The following is a 16,811-nucleotide window of genomic DNA, read 5'->3' on the forward strand; positions in this document are numbered from 1 at the left end:
ACACAAGGCCGGCGTGCCCACGCCGGCCTTTTTGCTGCACTCAGCCCCGCCCCCGCCCAAGCAGCGCCGAGGGTGGCATGCCGAAGCGGCGCCGGAATGCGGTGGCAAAGCTTTCGGCCGAGAGGAACCCGGCCAGATGCGCCGCCGCGGCGACGCTCTCGCCCCGGCACAGCGCCTCATGCGCCCGGCACAGACGCAGTTCGCGAATGCGGGCGCGGGCCGGCACACCATGGGCACGATGAAACAGCCGCTGCGCCGAGGACAGGCTCATCGAGCCTGCCCGGGCGATCTCGGCCAGGTCCGGCACCGGCCCGGGCGTGAGCGCAAAGGTCTCCATCCGCGCCAGCCGCTCGGCCTCCTCGGGGCGCAACACCGTGCCGCGCGCCAGATGCTCGACACAGCGCGACAACAGCGCCAGCACCAGCGCCTCGCGTTCGAGCGCCGCCGGGCCGCCGCCGGCATCCAGCGCCACCAGCCGCGCGCCGAGCGCCGCCTCCTCGGGCGTCGCGGCGCGCGCGCCCTGCACCAGCTCCCGCCCGGCCAGCAGTGTCTCGCGGCCGATGCCGCGCGCCTCGAGCCAGTCCCAGCCGACCGAGACGGTGATCTTGCGCAGCCGCTCGCCGCGGCGGGCGCGGCGCACGAAGGGCAAGGGCCGCGCCGTCGCCGAATGGACAAGCTGCACCGGCGCTCCGGGGGCCCGCGCCACCGCCATCGGCGCGCCGCCAATCGTCGCCGTCACCTGCCCGTCGAAGACAAGGTGCAGCACCAGCCCTGCAGGCCGCGTCACCCGGGTCTCGAAATCGGTCTCCGCGGTCGCATCAAGGCTGTGCGTCTCGGGCCCCGCAGGCAGCGCATGCGCCTCGCGCAGGCCGCGCAGCGCCACCCGATCATCGCGAATCGTGGCCCCGAAATCACGCCCGGCGCGGCGCACCGTCGCCGCGATCTCTCCCAGCCTGATCAGGTCCTGCATCGGCTCAGCCTCCGAAATTGATCGTCCGCGCAAGACTTCTGGCTCTCTCGCGAAGGTTCGCCGATGGCGGAGCGGTCTCGTCGCGCCTAAAGGACTACTAAAATACTCAAGTTTCAAGAACCGAAGGGATGGCGAAACGATGAAACGGCAGCTGCGCGTGGCGCTTCTGGTCTCGACGGCGCTTTGTGCGCCCCGGGCCTGGGCCGAGGACACCTATGCGCTCGAGGACATCACGGTCGAGGGGGCAAGCTATCAGACCGAGGGCAGCGACAGCTATCGCTCGGGCCTGATCTCGGTCGGCGAGAAGGCGACGATGACGCCGCGCGAGGTGCCGCAGTCGACCACGGTCATCACCCGCAAGCAGATCGAGGACGGCGGCTATACCGCGCTCGAGACCGCACTCGAGGACACCGCGGGCATCATGGTGCTGAACAACGACGCCGGGCGCTCGTCGCTGTTCTCGCGCGGCTTCGAGTTCGACTATCTCTATTACGACGGTCTGCCGGCGCCGGTCAGCTCGATCTACGGCACCCAGCCCGACCTGGCGATCATGGACCATGTCGAGATCCTGAAGGGCCCCTCGGGTCTCTTCATCGGCACCGGCTCGCCCGCGGGCTCGGTCAACATGCGGCTCAAGCAGGCGAACCGCACCGAGGCGGGCGGCTACGTCACCACCACCGTCGACGACAACGGCCATGCCCGGATCGAGGGCGACGTCGGCGGCAGGCTGAACGCCGCGGGCACGCTGCGCGGCCGCGCCGTGGTGGCCTATGCCCGGGGCGACGGCTTCGTCGACAAGCAGACGAACGGCGTCACCGATTATTACGGCACCCTCGCCTGGGACGCGACGCCCGACACCACGGTGACGCTCTCGCTCAACCACATGGAGCGCGACATCGACCCGTTCAACGGGCTGCCGACCTATGCCGACGGCTCGCTGATCTGGATCGCCCCCTCGGCGACCACCGCGGCCGACTGGAACCATTTCGAGAATTCGGTCACCGACGCGATCGCCGCGGTCGAGCACCGGCTGGCGGGCGGCGGGCGGCTGAAGTTCAGCCTGCGCCAGTCGCACCAGACGGCCGACTTCAAATACGCCTATGCCGCGGGCACCGCCGACGCCGACAACGTGATCTCGCAGCTGGCCTGGATCTCGCGCAGGTTCAGCCAGGATTCGCTTGCCCTCGATGCCCATGCCGAACTGCCCTTCACCCTCGGCAGCTGGCAGGCGACGGCGATCCTCGGCGCCGACTACCAGAAGACGAATTCGACGCTCCATGCCGCCTCGGGGCGGATCACCGGCAGCTTCGATCTCGATGACTGGGATGTGTCCTCGGTTGCGAACCCCGGCGTGACCTACGGCACCCCGACCCGCACCGACACGATCAGCAAGGGCGTCTATGCCCAGATGCGGGTCAAGCCGGTCTCGGCGCTGACCCTGATCGGCGGCGCGCGCTTCTCGTGGTATGACAGCACCGTCACCACCGCGGGCGTGCCTGCGCGCACCCAGGTGAACAGCCACCTCACCCCCTTCGCCGGCGCAACCTGGGACATCAGCCCCGACACCACGCTTTACGCCAGCTATTCCGAGATCTTCGCGCCGCAAAGCGTGACCGACGCCGCGGGCAAGCTTCTCGACCCGCTCGAGGGCAAGCAATACGAGATCGGGGTGAAATCGGAACTGGCCAGCGGCATCAACCTGTCGGCCGCGCTCTACCGGCTCGAACAGGTGAACCGGCCGATCGCCGTCACCGGCGAGACCTATTCCGTCGCCGGCGAGAAGGTCCGCGTGCAGGGCGTCGAGCTTGAAGCGGCGGGCGAGATCGGGCGCAACCTGCATCTCTCGGGCGGCTACACCTATTCCGACACCGAATACCTGTCGGGCCCGAGCGAGGGCGAGGATTACTCGACCTATACCCCGGATCACCTGTTCAAGATCGCGCTTGAATATGACGTGACCGAGGGCGCACTCGAGGGCTGGAGCTTCGGCACCCGGCTGCGCGCGATGTCGAGCTTCTCCTCGCGTGGGATCAAGGCGCCGGGCTATGGCGTCGTCGACGTCTCGGCGGCCCGGCAACTCCCGGGCAATGCGGAACTGCGGCTGAGCGTGTCGAACCTCTTCGACAAGGCCTATTACAGCCGCGTCGGCTCGACCACGGTGTTCAACTTCCGCGGCGAACCGCGCACCGTCTCGCTCGCGCTGACGAAGCGGTTCTGATGAAGCGCGTCGCCAGTCTGGTCCTCGGCCTCTCCACCCTCGCGGGTGGGGAGGTGCTTGCACAGGATCTACCCGCCCGGAACCTGCCCGCCGGCGACGCCATGCCCCGAGCCGAGATGGCGCTGGCCGGGCTTGGAAACCCGGTGATGCTGGAACGCTCTGCCCGGTTCGACGTCGAGGGGCCCATGGGCGTGCTGCGGGTGCTGGTCTCGGCCCCCGATGTCCCGCCCCCGCCCTCGGGCTATGGCGTGATCTATGCAATCGACGCCGGCTGGACCTTCGGCACCTTGCGCGATGCGCTGCGGCTGCAGGGCGGCGAGAGCCCGCCAGGGGCCACGGTGGTCGTGGCGCTTGGCTGGCCGGCGCCCGATCTGATCGACATGACGCGGCGCGGGCCCGATCTGGTCGGCGCCAACGCGGCCGCCACGCTGGCGCTGCTCACCGACACCATCGTGCCGCGTGTCGAGGCGGCACTGCCGGTCGACCCGGCACACCGGATGATCCTCGGCCATTCCTTCGGCGGCGCCTTCGCCCTGCGCGCGGGGCTCACCCGCCCCGACCTTTTCTCGCATGTCGCAGCGGGAAGCCCGTCGATCTGGACCGGTCCGGAGTGGTTCCTGAATGCGCCGCTGCCGGCCATCAGGCCAAAGGTCCTCATCACCCTCGGCGCGCTCGAATTTCCCGAGGCGGCAGCGGCCGTCGGCACCGATCCCGCGCGCCTCGAGCGGCTGCGCACGCGCGACATGGCCGGCCGGGCCGAGGCGATGGCCGCCCGGCTTGGCACCCGCACCGCGATCCTCGGCGGCGCCAGCCATGGCAGTTCCGTGCCCGCCTTCCTTGGCCTCGCGGCGGGTGTCCTGTGGCGCTGAGGCGGCGGGGTTCAGCCCGCCTCCATCACCCAGTCGAGGCCGTAGAAGGTTTCGCGATGCGCGAAGATGACAAGATGCGAGTCGATGGCGAACCGCGCCTGAATGATGCCCCGGGCATCCTCGGCCTGCAGCCGGAAGCTGAGCCCCTCGGCATCGGCCACCATCTCGGCCGGACCGGGAGGAAGCGCGGCGCGGCCGGTGGTTTCAGTCCACTCGACCTCCACCTTGTGGGCGAAGTGCTTGCACAGCTGGGCGATGTATTTCGCACCATGCGGGGTCGTCATGCGGGCAGTTGTCACGAGCATTCGTCAAATCCTGATTTTTTTCGTAAACTATCCTCTGGTCAATCGCGGTGCAAGGGGCTACCTGTGCCCCGCCGCGAAGCCAGTCCCAGCCACGCGCAGACCATCTGACAGGAGATTTCCGATGAGACTCGCTGCTCTTGCGGGCGCCTTCGCCCTTGTCGCCGCGTCCGCGATCGCCGCCCGGTCGGGCGAAGTCGAGATCGCCACCGCCCGCGGCCCGGTCACGCTCGCCGCCTCCCCGACCCGCGTCGCGGCCTATGACGCGGCGGCGATCGACACCCTCCTCGCGCTTGGTGTGACGCCCGTCGGCGTGCCGGAAAAGCTCTATGATCCCGACCTCGCCGCGGCGGAACAGGGCGCGACGCCGGTCGGCACGCTGTTCGAGCCCGACCTCGAGGCGCTTTCCGCCCTCGCCCCCGACCTGATCGTGGTCGGCGGCCGCTCGGCGCCGAAGTTCGATGCGGTGGCGCAGGTTGCGCCGACCATCGACATGACGATCTCGCCCGACGTCGCGGGCGACGCCAAGGCCCGGCTTGCGGCCTATGGCACGCTCTTCGGCCGCGAGGCGAAGGCGGCCGAGCTCGCCGCCGCGCTGGATGCGCAGATCGCCGCCGCGCAGGCCGCCGCGACCGGCAAGGGCAACGCGCTGATCGTGCTGACCAACGGGCCGAAGATCTCGGCCTATGGCCGCGGCTCGCGCTTTGGCTGGCTGCATGACGTGATCGGCCTGCCCGAGGCGCGCCCGGGCCTTGCCCCCGAAACCCATGGCGACGCGATCTCCTTCGAGTTCATCGCCGAGGTGAACCCCGACTGGCTGATCGTGGTCGACCGCGGCGCCGCCGTCGGGGCCGAGGGCGCCTCGGCGCGCGAGACACTCGACAACCCGCTGGTGAATGGCACCAAGGCCGCGAAGGCCGGCCACGTGGTCTATCTCGACGCCTCCAAGCTCTACATCTCGGGCGGCGGCTACACCGCGCTGAGCCGCACGCTCGCGCAGATGACCGCGGCGCTCGAGGGCTGAGCATGTCGCCGCGCCGGCTCTGGATCCTCGCCGCAGGGGCGCTTGCGCTTCTGGCCGCGGCAAGCCTCGCCACCGGCGCCGCCCGGATCGCTCCCAGCGATCCGATGGCGGCGCTGGTGCTGAGCGTGTCGCGGATCCCGCGCACGCTCGCCGCGATGCTGACCGGCGCGGCGCTCGCCGTCGCGGGCGTGGTGATGCAGCAGATCCTGCGCAACCGCTTCGTCGAGCCCGCCACCGCCGGCACGCCCGAGGCCGCGGCCGCCGGCCTGCTGGCCGTCACCATCCTCGCGCCGCATGCACCAATCTGGGCGAAGATGGGCGTCGCGGCGCTGTCGGCGCTCGCCGGCGCGGTGCTGCTGGCCGCACTGATCCGCCGCCTCCCCCCGCGCGAGATCTTCCTCGTGCCGCTCACCGGGATTGTCCTCTCGGGCGTCATCGGCGCGGGCGTCACCTTCATCGGCTGGCAGACGGATCTGATGCAATATGTCTCGGTCTGGCTGATGTCGGGCGAGTTCTCGGGCGTCATCGCGGGGCGCTATGAACTGCTGTGGATCGCCGGCGCGGCGGCAGCACTCGCCTGGTTCGCCGCCGACCGCTTCGCCATTCTCGCGCTTGGCCCCGAGGCCGCCACCGCGCTTGGCCTGCATCCACGCAGCGTCGTGCGGCTTGGCCTCGGCGTCGTCGCGCTGGTCACCGCGATGGTCGTCGTCACCGTCGGCATGGTGCCCTTCGTCGGGCTGATCGTGCCGAACCTCGTCAGCCGGCTGATGGGCGACAACCTGCGCGCCTCGCTGCCGGTGGTGGCAATGGGCGGCGCGATCATGGTGCTGGGCTCGGACCTGCTCGGGCGGCTGCTGATCCACCCCTACGAGATCCCGGCGGGCACCATCCTTGGCGTCACCGGCGCGGCGGGCTTCCTTGCGATGCTGTGGTGGAGGCCGCGCGATGCGTCCTAGAACCGCCCTCGTCGTCGCGCTGCTGCTGGCGCTTGCGGTCGCGCTGTGGCTGTTCCAGGGCCTCGGCCCGGGCAACAGACCGTTCGTCCTTGGCCTGAGGGCGACGAAACTAGCCGCACTTGCCCTTGTCGCGGCCTCGGTGGGCATGGCGACCGTTCTGTTCCAGACCGTCGCGCAAAACCGCATCCTGACCCCGGCGATCATGGGCTTCGATGCGCTTTACCTGCTCATCCAAAGCCTTGCCGTCGCCACCCTTGGCACCGTCGGCTTCGCGATGCTGCCCGCGGGCGCCAAGTTCGCGGCCGAGACCCTGTTGATGACCGCCGTCGCCGTGGCGCTCTTCGGCGCGCTTCTGGGCCGCGCCGCGCCCGAGGCGATCGGCCGCACGATCCTGACCGGCGTGGTGCTCGGCATCCTCTTCCGCTCGGGCGCGACGCTGATCGCGCGGATGCTCGACCCGAACGCCCATGCTGTGGTGCAGGCCGCGAGCTTTGCCGATTTCGGCCGCCCGGCCGCCGGGACGCTCGGCTGGGCGGCGGCGGTGGCGCTGCCGGCGATGGCCCTCGCCCTCGCCCTCGGGCCGCGGCTCGATCTGCTGGCGCTTGGCCGCGAACGCGCCGTCTCGCTCGGGCTGCCGCATCGCGCGATGGTTCTGGTGACCCTCGCCCTCGTCGCCCTGCTCACCGCGGTCTCGACCGCGCTCGTCGGCCCCGTCGCCTTCTTCGGGCTGATCGTCGCCGGGCTTGCCCATGCACTCGCCCCGGGCGCGCGGCACCGGGTGCTGCTGCTCACCGCGGCCGCCCTTGCCGCGACGCTGCTCATCGGCGGGCAATGGGCCTTCGAGCGCCTGCTCGGCCTGCGCGCCACGCTGAGCGTGGTGATCGAATTCGCGGGCGGGATCTTCTTCCTCGCCCTGCTTCTGAAAGGACGGATCCGATGACAGCCACCGGCATCGAGATTTCCGGGCTGCGGCACGCGATCCGCGGCACCGAGATCCTCGCCCCCGCCACGCTGACGATCCCCGCGGGCCGGATCACCGCGCTGATCGGGCCGAATGGCGCGGGCAAGTCGACGCTTTCGCGCCTGATCGCGCGGATCGAGCCGCCTCCCGCCGGCACGGTAGCGGTGAACGGGCTCGATGTCGCCACCACCCGCACCGGCCGGCTGGCGCGCGAGCTGGCCTTTCTGGGCCAGCACACCACGCTTGCCTCGCGGCTGCGGGTGCGCGAGCTTGTGGCCTTCGGGCGCTGGCCGCATTGTCATGGCCGCCCGGGCCCCGAGGACCACGCTGCGGTCGCGCGCGCGCTGGACGATTTCGACCTTGCGCCGCTTGCCGGGCGCTTTCTCGACACGCTCTCGGGCGGACAGGCACAGCGGGCACACCTCGCCATGGCGGTCGCGCAGCAGACACCCTGGCTGATCCTCGACGAGCCGCTGAACAACCTCGACCTCGCCCATGCCCGCGCGCTGATGGCGCATCTGGCGCGGCTGCGCGATGCCGGCGGCTCGATCCTCGTCGTGCTGCACGATCTGAATTTCGCCGCCGCATGGGCCGACCACGTGGTCGCGATGAAGGCCGGCCATGTCGTGGCCGAGGGCCCGCCCGAGGCGGTGCTGACCGAAGACCGCCTGTCGGCGCTTTACGACACCGAGATCCGGGTGGGCACGCATGGCGGGCGCCCGCTCGTGCTGCACCACCTGTGATCGCCTGACGCAAGGAGGAAAGAGATGACCGCGTTCAACCTGACCGATGCCCTCGAGCGCACCCGCGCCTTCGTCGAGATGGGCGGCCCCGCAATGGCGGCGATTGCCGCGCTGTCGGTCGCGACGGTGGCGCTGATCCTGTGGAAGATCTGGCGGCTTGCCGCCTGCGGCGCCTGGTCGGGCGGCAGCCACAGCGCCGCGGCGATCGCGCTGTGGACCCAGGGCGCGCATCAGGCCGCGATCGACAGCCTCGCCCGTCGCCGCTCGCTGCGCGCGGGTCTGGTGCGGGCGGCGATGGTCGCCGCGGCCGATCCCGCGCTGACCGGGGAGGACGCCGAGGCCGAGACCGCCCGCGTCGCCCGCGCCCTGCTCGCCCGCGCCCAGGCCGGCCTGCGCGGGCTGGAGCTTGCCGCGACGATCGGGCCGCTTCTGGGGCTTCTGGGCACGGTGACCGGGATGATCTCGGCCTTCCAGGCGCTGCAGCAGGCAGGGAGCCACGCCGACCCGGCAACGCTTGCAGGCGGGATCTGGGAGGCGCTGCTGACCACCGCGGCCGGCATGGCGGTGGCGATCCCGGCGCAGGTCGCGCTGACCTGGTTCGAGTCGGTGATCGACCGGCTGCGCCACGACATGGAAGACGCCGCGACCCGCGTCTTCGTCGCCCGGCACGAGGCCCGGCCCGACCGCGTGGCGGCCGAGGCATGCTGAGCCTTGCCGAACCGCGGCGCGCGCGCCGCCCGAACCTGACCCCGATGATCGACGTGGTGTTCCTGCTCCTCGTCTTCTTCATGCTCGCCTCGCGCTTTGGCACCGACCGCACCTTGCCGCTGGCGACCGGCGCCGGCACGGCGAGCGAGACCCCGGCCGTGCTGCGTCTGGTCGAGCTTGACGCGGGTGGCGGTCTGCGCCTGAACGGCCGCCCGATTACGACGGCAGAGCTGGCCCCGGCGCTGACGGAACTCAGCCCCGATCCGGCCGCGCCGGTGGTGCTGCGCGGCAAGGGCGCGGCGCTGCAGGCGCTGGTCACGGTGCTGGACAGCCTCGAGGCCGCGGGCTTCTCGCGGCTCGTGCTGGTGGAGTAGCCGATGGCGATCGACCTTTCCCCGCCGAAACGGCGCGGCAGCGACGCGAACCTGCTGCCGATGATCAACGTCGTCTTCCTGCTGCTGATCTTCTTCCTGATCTCGGCCAAGCTCGCCCCACCCGAGCCCTTCGCCGTGACCCCGCCCGAGGCACAGGCGGGAGCCGAGGCCACGGCCGAGCTGACGCTGCATCTCGACGCCGGCGGGCGGCTCGGCTTTCGCGAGCTGACAAGCGACGGCGCCGGGACCGACGCCCCGCTTCTGGCCGCTCTGGCCGCCGAGCGCGGCACCGCCTGCGAGGGCGCGGACTGCGCCGCGGCGCCGCGGCTTTTGCTGCGCGCCGACAGGGCGGCGCCGGTCGAGCGTCTGGCGGCGCTGCTCCCGGCACTGGCCACGGCGGGCTTCGCGGGCGTCGAGCTGATCGTGAGCGAGGCGGCAAGATGAGCGCTCGCACCGGCCTCGAGATCGCGGGCTTCACCGGGCTTGCCCTTGCCCTCCATGTCGCCGTCTTCGGCTGGTCGCCGGGCGGCACCGCGGCGGTCGAAGGCGCGGGCGACGGCGGTGCGGCACGCATCAGCCTGCAGGCTGCCAGCGCCGACGTGGCCGCGATAGTCGCCCGCTTCGACGCCCCCGAGGTTCCCGCGGCGGCGCTGGCCACCCCGCTGCCGCCGCCCGAGTTCCGGGTGCCCGAGGTCGAGCTGCCCGCGCTTGCCCCCCTGCCTGCGCCGGATCTGGCGCCGCCCGAGCCGAAAGCCGACCCCGCGCCTCAGAAGGTCGAGGCACCGAAACCCGCACCGAGAAAGGAGCCGCCGCCGAAGACGAAGCCCCGCGCCACGGGCACGCATGGCTCGGCGGGGCAACGCGCGGCGGGCTCTGGCGGCGGCGGCATCGCCGGCAACAACGGCACGGCGCAGGAGACCGTCGCCGGCACCGGCAAGGTCGCCAACCTGCGCGCGCAATGGGGCGCGACGATCCGCGCCCGGATCGAGCGGGCGAAACGCTATCCCTCGGCCGCGGGGCGCGTGGGCGGCACGGTCACGGTGCGGCTGAGCGTGACGCGGGGCGGCGATCTGGCCTCGGTGGCACTCGCGGTCTCGTCGGGCAATGCCGCCCTCGATGCCGCGGCGCTTGCGGCGGTGCGGCGGGCCGGCCGTTTCCCGCCTGCGCCGAAGGGGCTGAGCCAGCCCGCCTATGCCTTCTCGCTGACCATCCGCTTTTCGCGGTAAGTCCCCGGCCCGTCGGGCCGGGGACAAGGCGGCCGGATCAGCTCCAGCCGCACACGCCCTTCACCTCGGTGAAGTCGTGGATGCCCCAGTCGGCATATTCGCGGCCGTTGCCCGACTGCTTGTAGCCGCCGAAGGGCGCAAACAGATCCCAGGCCGGGCCGTTCACATAGACCGAGCCCGCGCGCAGCTGCCGCGCCACCGTGCGCGCCGTCTCGAGGTTGCCCGACTGGAGATAGGCGGCCAGGCCATAGACCGTGTCATTGGCGATCGCGATCGCCTCCTCGACCGTGTCATAGGGCAGGATCGACAGCACCGGGCCAAAGATCTCCTCGCGCGCGATGGTCATGTCGTTCGTGACATCACCAAAGACCGTCGGGCGCACGAAATAGCCGGTGTTGCGGCCCTCGGGCTTGCCCGGGCCGCCGATGACCAGCGTCGCGCCCTCGGCGATGCCCGCCTCGATCAGCCGCTGCACCTTGTCGAACTGCAGCGCCGAGACCAGCGGCCCCATCGTCGTCGCCTCGTCGCGCGGATCGCCGATCACCACGCTTTCCGCCGCGGCCCTGGCGATTTCCAGCGCCTCGGCATGGCGGGCGCGCGGCACCAGCATCCGGGTCGGCGCGTCGCAGCTCTGCCCGGTGTTGTTCATCACCCCGATCGTGCCCTCGTGTACCGCCTTTTCAAGATCGGCATCGGGCAGCACGAGATTGGGCGACTTGCCGCCCAGCTCCTGCGCCACGCGCTTCACCGTCTCGGCCGCGGTGCGCGCGACGATGATGCCAGCGCGGGTCGAGCCGGTGAAGCTGACCATGTCGACCTCGGGATGGGCGGCCATCACCTGACCGACGTCGGGGCCGGTGCCGTTCACCAGGTTGAAGACGCCCTTCGGGGTGCCCGCGGCCGCCATGATCTCGGCGAAGAGAAGCCCGCTCATCGGCGCGATCTCGGAGGGTTTCAGCACCACGGTGCAGCCCGCCACGATCGCCGGCGCGACCTTGCACACGATCTGGTTCATCGGCCAGTTCCAGGGGGTGATCAGCGCGCAGACGCCGACGCCCTCGCGCAGGATCTGCGTCGTGCCGCGGCTTTCCTCCCAGGCGAAGGTCTCGGCGGCGGCGATCGTCGCCTCGAGATGGCCCTGCCCGGCATAGGCCTGCGCCTCGCGCGCCCAGGTGATCGGCGCGCCCATCTCGTGGCTGATCGCCTGCGCCATGTCCTCGTAGCGGGCCTTGTAGACCTCGAGCACGCGTTTCAGCAGCGCGATGCGCTCGGCCGGCGGCGTGGCGGACCAGGCCGGGAAGGCCGCGCGCGCGGCCGCGACGGCGCGCTCGACATCGGCCGCGGTGCCGGCCGAGATCACCGCGTAGGCGGTCTCGGTCGCCGGGTCGATCACCTCGATCTCGGCCGCGGACACCGGGTCCACCCAGGCCCCGTCGATGAAGAATTTGCGGGTATCGGTCATGTCAGCTCCGTTCTTGGCCGGGGCTCCCGGCCGGGTTCGGGCGGCAGGGGCCGCCGGTTCGGGATGGGGGGCCGGGCGGGCGCGGCATCTGCGCCCCGCCCGGCCGGAAAGGTCATTTCGAGGCGAAGCCGAGGCCGTCCTTCAACCAGTACCAGCGCACGCCAAGCCCCATCACCGGGCGGCGCAGCGCGTGCCAGCCGATGCGGGTAAGCCGGGTGCGCGGATAGACCGCCTCGCCCCGCCCGGCGATCTCCTCGGCGAGCATCCGCCCGAAGGCCGAGGCGAGCGCCACGCCGCGCCCGTTATAGGCGAGCAGGCAGATCAGCCCGGGTTCGGGCTCGTGGAAATGCGGCAGCCCGTCGAGCGACAGGCACACATGCCCCGACCAGCGATAGCGCACCGGCACGCCGGCGAGATCGGGGAAGAGCTTCAGCATGCCGCGTTCGAGCGCCGCCATCAGCCGCCCGTCCTCGCCATCGCCCACGGCCCCGCGCCCGCCGATCATGAAACCGCCGCGCGGGGTCTGGCGCATGTAGAAGGCCAGCTTGCGGGTTTCCGACATCATCAGCCCGCCCGGCATGATCCGCGCCGCCAGATCCGCCGGCAGCGGGTCGGTCGCAAGCTGCATGCTCTGCACCGGCAGCACCGATTGCGCGAGGCCGGGCTTCAGCCGGTCGGTATAGGCATTGGTGCCGAGGATCACCCGCTTTGCGGTGCAGCGCCCCTGCCCCGCGCGCAGGCTCCAGCCCGAGGCGGTGCGGACAAGCTCGCGCACCAGGCTTTGCTCGTAAAGCATCGCGCCCGCCCGCGCGGCCGCCCGCGCGAGACCCCGGGTATAGTCGAGCGGCTGGATCGCCCCCGCCCGCGGGTCGCGCCAGCCGCCGAACTGGCGGGCCGTGCCGGTCCGCGCCGCCACCTCGTCGCGCGACAGGATCTCGACCGGAACGCCGCGGGCCTGCCATTGCCGGGCACGCGTCGTCACCGCCTCGAGCGCATGGGGCGAATGCGCGGCCTGGATCCAGCCGCCGCGCACCGGGTTGCAGCGGATGCCGTGGCGCGCGATCAGATCGAAGGTCAGATCGGCCGCACCGCCCGCCATCTCGGCCAGCCGGCCACCGCGGTCGGGGCCGTATTTCGCCACCAGATCCTCGGGGTCGTATTTCAGCCCCGGGATCACCTGCCCGCCATTGCGCCCCGAGGCACCAAAGCCGATGTGCCGCGCCTCGAAGAGCGCGACGCGCAGCCCCGCCTCGGCCAGATGCAGCGCCGCCGAGACGCCGGTGATGCCGCCGCCCACGATCGCCACGTCGACATCGCTTTGCCCCGTGTGCGGCGCGAAACCGCACGGCGGTTCCTCGCTCTCGTTCCACCACAGAGAGTCCGCAAAACTCTCCTGACTGCTTTTCACCGTCTCTCTCCTGTCTGCCTGTTGGCCATGTGTCTCACGCCCGGGTCCGCTCAGCTGGTGCTGTTCACCCAGATCACCTCGGCCGGCACGTCGCCGTCGTTGAAGAAGCGATGGCGCAGCGTGCTCGGGAAGGTGAAGCTGTCGCCCGGGCCGAGCAGATGGATGCGCCCCTCGATCTGCAGCGAGAAGCTGCCGGCGGTGACGACGCCCACCTCCTCGCCCTCATGGGCATAGCTGTTCTCGCCCGAGCTGCCGCCCGGGGCGATGGTGACGACATAGCCCTTGTAGCGCGAATGGCCGATCGGGGTGGCGAGCAGCTTGGTCACGCCATTGGTGTCGAGCACCTTGGGCTGGGCCACGCGGCGCACGATGAAGGGGCTGTCCTCGGGCGCCGCCGCCTGCGCGCCGACCGGGTCGATCACCGAGGCGGGCGAGATGCCGAGCACGCCCGCTATCGCATAGATCGTGCGCACCGTGGGCGAGACGAGGCCGCGCTCGACCTGCGACAGCGCGCCGATCGACAGCCCGGCCTCCTCGGACAGGCGGCCAAGCGTCATGCCCTGCTTCAGCCGCTCCTCGCGCAGGCGCATGCCGATGCTGTCGGCCTCGCTCGGCTCGGCGACGCGGCGGGGCGGAGGCGCGGAGATGTCGCCTTGCGGCTCGGCGGGGTCGGTGTCGGTGTCGGAAGTCATGGCGGTCCTTCGGAAACGAATGGGGAGAATGCCCCCAGAGTGCGGGAGCGGGGCCGCGCGGTCAAACCCGACGCGGCCCGGCCGGGGCTCGGTCCGGGCTCAGCCGGGGATGACGACGAAATCCTCGTCACGCCAGCACAGGGTGACGGCATCGCCCTGCGCCAGCGCCGAAATCCGCGCAAGGTCGCGGCTGCGCACCTGCACCGCCGAGCCGTCGGCAAGGCGCACGATCAGCCGGAATTCGACGCCGAGATAGATCCGGTCCTCGATCGTGCCCGTCAGTGCATTGGCCGGCCGCTCGCCCTCGGCCGCAAGCGCGATCACCTCGGGGCGCAGCACCACCGTCACCGCGGCGGTCTTTGCCGGCGCGCGCGGATCGTCCGCGGGCAGGATCGCCCGCCAGCCCGGTCCCTCGAGCCGGCAGGTGCCCGCCTCGCGCCGCGCGGTGCCGCGCAACAGGTTCGCCTCACCGATGAAATCGGCGACGAATTCCGAGTTCGGCCGGGTGTAAAGCTCCTGCGGCGTGCCGATCTGGGCAAGGCGGCCGGCGCGGAAGATGGCGATGCGGTCCGACATCACCAGCGCTTCTTCCTGATCGTGGGTGACCGAGACCACCGTCGCACCGACCTTGCGCGCGATATGCATGATCTCGATCTGCATCTGGCCGCGCAGCTTCTTGTCGAGCGCCGCCATCGGCTCGTCGAGGAGCACGATATCGGGGTGGAAGACGAGCGCGCGGGCGAGCGCCACGCGCTGCTGCTGGCCGCCCGACATCTGCTTCGGGAAGCGTTTGGCGAAATCGGCCAGCCCGACGATGCCCAGCATCTCGCGCGCCCGCGACTCGCGTTCAGACCGCTTCACGCCGCGGGTCTCCAGCGGATAGGCGACGTTTTCCAAAACGGTCATGTGCGGGAAGAGCGCATAGTCCTGGAACATCATGCCGATGTTGCGCCGCTGCGGGGGCACGCCGGTCATGTCGCGCCCGTCGATCAGAAGCGCGCCGCTGCTCGGCTCGACGAAGCCCGCGATCACCCGCAGCGTCGTCGTCTTGCCCGACCCGGACGGCCCGAGCATGGTCAGGAACTCGCCCTTCCTCAGCTCGAAGGAGACGTCCTCGAGCGCCCTCACCTCGCCATAGTGCTTGCTCACGCGGTCGAGCTGCAGCGCCCTGTGCTCAAAGCTCATCGGTCGGACTCCTTCAGGGTATAGGACAGCACCACGCCGAGCGCCGAGACCGCGATCAGGATCGCGCCGACGGCGGCGGTGGCGGGGTCGAGACTGGTGCGCACCTGGTTCCAGATCATGATCGGAACGGTGCGGGTGCCGGTATTGGCGACGAACATCGCCACCACCACCTCGTCCCAGGAGGTGATGAAGGCGAAGACCGCGCCCGAGATCACACCCGGCAGAATGAGCGGCAGCGTCACCCGGCGGAAGGTGAAGAGGCGCGAGGCGCCCAGCCCGGCGCTGGCCAGCGCAAGGTTCGGGTTCACCATGCGCAGGCTGGCCAGCACCGAGACCAGCACGAAGGGGATCGCCAGCACGGTATGGGCGGCGATCAGCCCGACATGGGTGCCCGCCAGCCCCCAGCGCGCGAAGACGAGATAGCTGCCGACGCCGAAGACGATCACCGGCGTCACCATCGGGCTGAGCAGGAAGCCCAGCACCAGCGCCTTGCCGCGGAAGCTCGCCGCGTTCAGCATCATCGCCGCCGCCGTGCCGAGCGCCGAGGCAAGCACCGCGGTCGCCGAGCCCACCAGCAGGCTGTTGCCGAGCGCCGCGCGCCAGTCTGGATCGCTCAGCACCTTGCCATACCAGCGCAGCGAGACCCCCTCGGGCGGGAAGACCAGCCGGCTGCCCGCGGAAAAGGACATCGGCACGATGATCAGCGTCGGCACCAGCAGGAAGAGCGCGGTGGCGCAGACGAAGGCCCAGAACAGGGTCTTGCGCAGACGGTCCGTCATCATGCCGCGGCCCTCCGCGCGAGCAGCACCCGGCCGAGGCCGAAGAGCGCGAAGGCAAGCGCCGTCAGCCCCATCAGCACCACCGCGAGCGCCGCGCCGAGACCGAAGTTCAGCTGTTCCGAGAACTGCCCGGCGATCATCTGCGCAATCATCATGTCGCGCGGACTGCCGAGCAGCGCGGGCGTGATGTAGAAGCCGAGCGCGAGGGTGAAGGTCAGGATCGCCGCCGCCATCACGCCCGGAAGCGCCATCGGCAGATAGACCCGGCGGAAGCCGTGGAACCAGCTTGCGCCGCAGATCGACGAGGCCTCCATCAGCCGCATGTCGATCTTCTTCATCACCGAATAGAGTGGCAGCACCGCATAGGGCAGCAGCACATGCACCATGCCGAGGATCACCCCGGTCTCGGTGCGAATGAGCTTGAGGGGCTTCTCGATCAGGCCAAGGCCGAGCAGCACCTGGTTCACCAGCCCGGTGTTCTGCAACAGCACGATCCACGAGAAGGACCGCAGCAGCAGGCTGACCCAGAACGGGATCAGGAGCGCGATGGTCAGGAACAGCAGCGCGCGGCGGCCGGCATTCGCCATCGCATAGGCATAGGGGAAGGCCACCAGCACCGTCACCGCCATCACCACCAGCGAGACGCGGAAGGTCTCGGCGATCACCCGCAGGAAGACCGGGCGGGAGAAGATCAGCGCATAGTTCTTGCCGCTGCCGCCGGGCAGCGAGGCGCCGATCAGCTGGGCAAGCGGGTAGACGTAGAACAGCAGCAGGAACAGCAGCGCCGGCACCAGAAGCGCGCTGCCGCGGGGCAGCCGCTCGACCAGTGTCGGGCCGCGGGGAATGGCGGGGGAAGAAAGGGTCATGTCAGGCCTTCGGGGACTTTGCGTCCGGCCCGCCATCGCGCGGGCCGGAGGGTCTGGATGTCAGACGT

The 16,811-nt window shown here is 70.8% G+C and carries 18 protein-coding genes; 10 read left to right on the forward strand and 8 right to left on the reverse strand.

The features are described 5' to 3' along the window. Positions 1 to 40: 40 nt before the first annotated feature. Positions 41 to 970, reverse strand: coding sequence for a helix-turn-helix transcriptional regulator (locus EOW65_RS13705; protein WP_128150343.1), 930 nt, complete (start codon positions 968 to 970; stop codon positions 41 to 43). A gap of 139 nt (positions 971 to 1,109) precedes the next feature. On the opposite strand from EOW65_RS13705, the gene EOW65_RS13710 reads away from it, so the two are divergent. Further along, positions 1,110 to 3,188, forward strand: a complete 2,079-nt coding sequence (locus EOW65_RS13710) for a TonB-dependent siderophore receptor (RefSeq protein WP_128150345.1) — start codon at positions 1,110 to 1,112, stop codon at positions 3,186 to 3,188. Then, entirely contained in the window at positions 3,188 to 4,057 is an 870-nt protein-coding gene (locus EOW65_RS13715; RefSeq protein ID WP_240664688.1) for an alpha/beta hydrolase, read from the forward strand. Before EOW65_RS13710 ends, EOW65_RS13715 begins: the two co-directional genes overlap by 1 nt. An 11-nt stretch (positions 4,058 to 4,068) precedes the next feature. Here the strand turns inward: EOW65_RS13715 and EOW65_RS13720 are convergent, their stop codons facing one another. Beyond that, positions 4,069 to 4,362 (reverse strand): DUF2218 domain-containing protein, encoded by a 294-nt coding sequence (locus EOW65_RS13720; RefSeq protein WP_128150347.1) that lies wholly within the window; start codon positions 4,360 to 4,362, stop codon positions 4,069 to 4,071. Between the two features lie 121 nt (positions 4,363 to 4,483). Here EOW65_RS13720 and EOW65_RS13725 point away from each other — a divergent pair, with 121 nt between their 5' ends. From EOW65_RS13725 to EOW65_RS13760, 8 genes are read left to right on the forward strand one after another with little or no spacing between them, the layout of a single operon-like run. Then, positions 4,484 to 5,383, forward strand: coding sequence for a siderophore ABC transporter substrate-binding protein (locus EOW65_RS13725; protein WP_128150349.1), 900 nt, complete (start codon positions 4,484 to 4,486; stop codon positions 5,381 to 5,383). 2 nt (positions 5,384 to 5,385) lie between these two features. Then, entirely contained in the window at positions 5,386 to 6,339 is a 954-nt protein-coding gene (locus EOW65_RS13730; RefSeq protein WP_128150351.1) for an ABC transporter permease, read from the forward strand. Next, a complete protein-coding gene (locus EOW65_RS13735) occupies positions 6,329 to 7,279 on the forward strand; it encodes an iron chelate uptake ABC transporter family permease subunit (protein WP_128150353.1) in 951 nt (316 codons plus the stop codon). The genes EOW65_RS13730 and EOW65_RS13735 overlap by 11 nt, the downstream gene beginning before the upstream one ends. Further along, positions 7,276 to 8,043, forward strand: a complete 768-nt coding sequence (locus tag EOW65_RS13740) for an iron ABC transporter ATP-binding protein (protein WP_128150355.1) — start codon at positions 7,276 to 7,278, stop codon at positions 8,041 to 8,043. The genes EOW65_RS13735 and EOW65_RS13740 overlap by 4 nt, the downstream gene beginning before the upstream one ends. Positions 8,044 to 8,067: 24 nt before the next feature. Further along, positions 8,068 to 8,751 carry a MotA/TolQ/ExbB proton channel family protein gene (locus EOW65_RS13745; protein WP_128150357.1) on the forward strand — a complete coding sequence of 228 codons (684 nt, stop codon included), beginning with the start codon at positions 8,068 to 8,070 and terminating at the stop codon, positions 8,749 to 8,751. Further along, positions 8,745 to 9,125: an ExbD/TolR family protein gene (locus tag EOW65_RS13750; RefSeq protein ID WP_128150359.1), complete on the forward strand. Its 381-nt coding sequence runs from the start codon at positions 8,745 to 8,747 to the stop codon at positions 9,123 to 9,125. The genes EOW65_RS13745 and EOW65_RS13750 overlap by 7 nt, the downstream gene beginning before the upstream one ends. A gap of 3 nt (positions 9,126 to 9,128) precedes the next feature. After that, positions 9,129 to 9,569, forward strand: coding sequence for an ExbD/TolR family protein (locus EOW65_RS13755; protein WP_128150361.1), 441 nt, complete (start codon positions 9,129 to 9,131; stop codon positions 9,567 to 9,569). Beyond that, positions 9,566 to 10,351, forward strand: a complete 786-nt coding sequence (locus tag EOW65_RS13760; RefSeq protein WP_128150363.1) for a TonB family protein — start codon at positions 9,566 to 9,568, stop codon at positions 10,349 to 10,351. Before EOW65_RS13755 ends, EOW65_RS13760 begins: the two co-directional genes overlap by 4 nt. Positions 10,352 to 10,388: 37 nt before the next feature. Here EOW65_RS13760 and EOW65_RS13765 read toward each other — a convergent pair whose 3' ends face one another. From EOW65_RS13765 to EOW65_RS13790, 6 genes are all read right to left on the reverse strand, one after another. Continuing rightward, the gene (locus EOW65_RS13765) at positions 10,389 to 11,813 is read right to left on the reverse strand and encodes an aldehyde dehydrogenase family protein (protein WP_128150365.1); all 1,425 of its coding nucleotides are present in this window, start codon (positions 11,811 to 11,813) and stop codon (positions 10,389 to 10,391) included. 112 nt (positions 11,814 to 11,925) lie between these two features. Further along, a complete protein-coding gene (locus EOW65_RS13770) occupies positions 11,926 to 13,221 on the reverse strand; it encodes an NAD(P)/FAD-dependent oxidoreductase (protein ID WP_128150367.1) in 1,296 nt (431 codons plus the stop codon). A gap of 50 nt (positions 13,222 to 13,271) precedes the next feature. Beyond that, complete coding sequence (locus EOW65_RS13775) at positions 13,272 to 13,913, reverse strand: cupin domain-containing protein (RefSeq protein WP_128150369.1); 642 nt, start codon at positions 13,911 to 13,913, stop codon at positions 13,272 to 13,274. 99 nt (positions 13,914 to 14,012) lie between these two features. Beyond that, the gene (locus EOW65_RS13780; protein ID WP_128150371.1) at positions 14,013 to 15,098 is read right to left on the reverse strand and encodes an ABC transporter ATP-binding protein; all 1,086 of its coding nucleotides are present in this window, start codon (positions 15,096 to 15,098) and stop codon (positions 14,013 to 14,015) included. Further along, positions 15,095 to 15,880, reverse strand: coding sequence for an ABC transporter permease (locus EOW65_RS13785; RefSeq protein WP_206364070.1), 786 nt, complete (start codon positions 15,878 to 15,880; stop codon positions 15,095 to 15,097). The genes EOW65_RS13780 and EOW65_RS13785 overlap by 4 nt, the downstream gene beginning before the upstream one ends. Further along, positions 15,877 to 16,743, reverse strand: a complete 867-nt coding sequence (locus EOW65_RS13790) for an ABC transporter permease (RefSeq protein WP_164880102.1) — start codon at positions 16,741 to 16,743, stop codon at positions 15,877 to 15,879. The genes EOW65_RS13785 and EOW65_RS13790 overlap by 4 nt, the downstream gene beginning before the upstream one ends. Positions 16,744 to 16,811 lie beyond the last annotated feature (68 nt).

The sequence above is a fragment of the Paenirhodobacter ferrireducens genome (genome assembly GCF_004022265.1).
Taxonomy (GTDB): domain Bacteria; phylum Pseudomonadota; class Alphaproteobacteria; order Rhodobacterales; family Rhodobacteraceae; genus Rhodobacter; species Rhodobacter ferrireducens.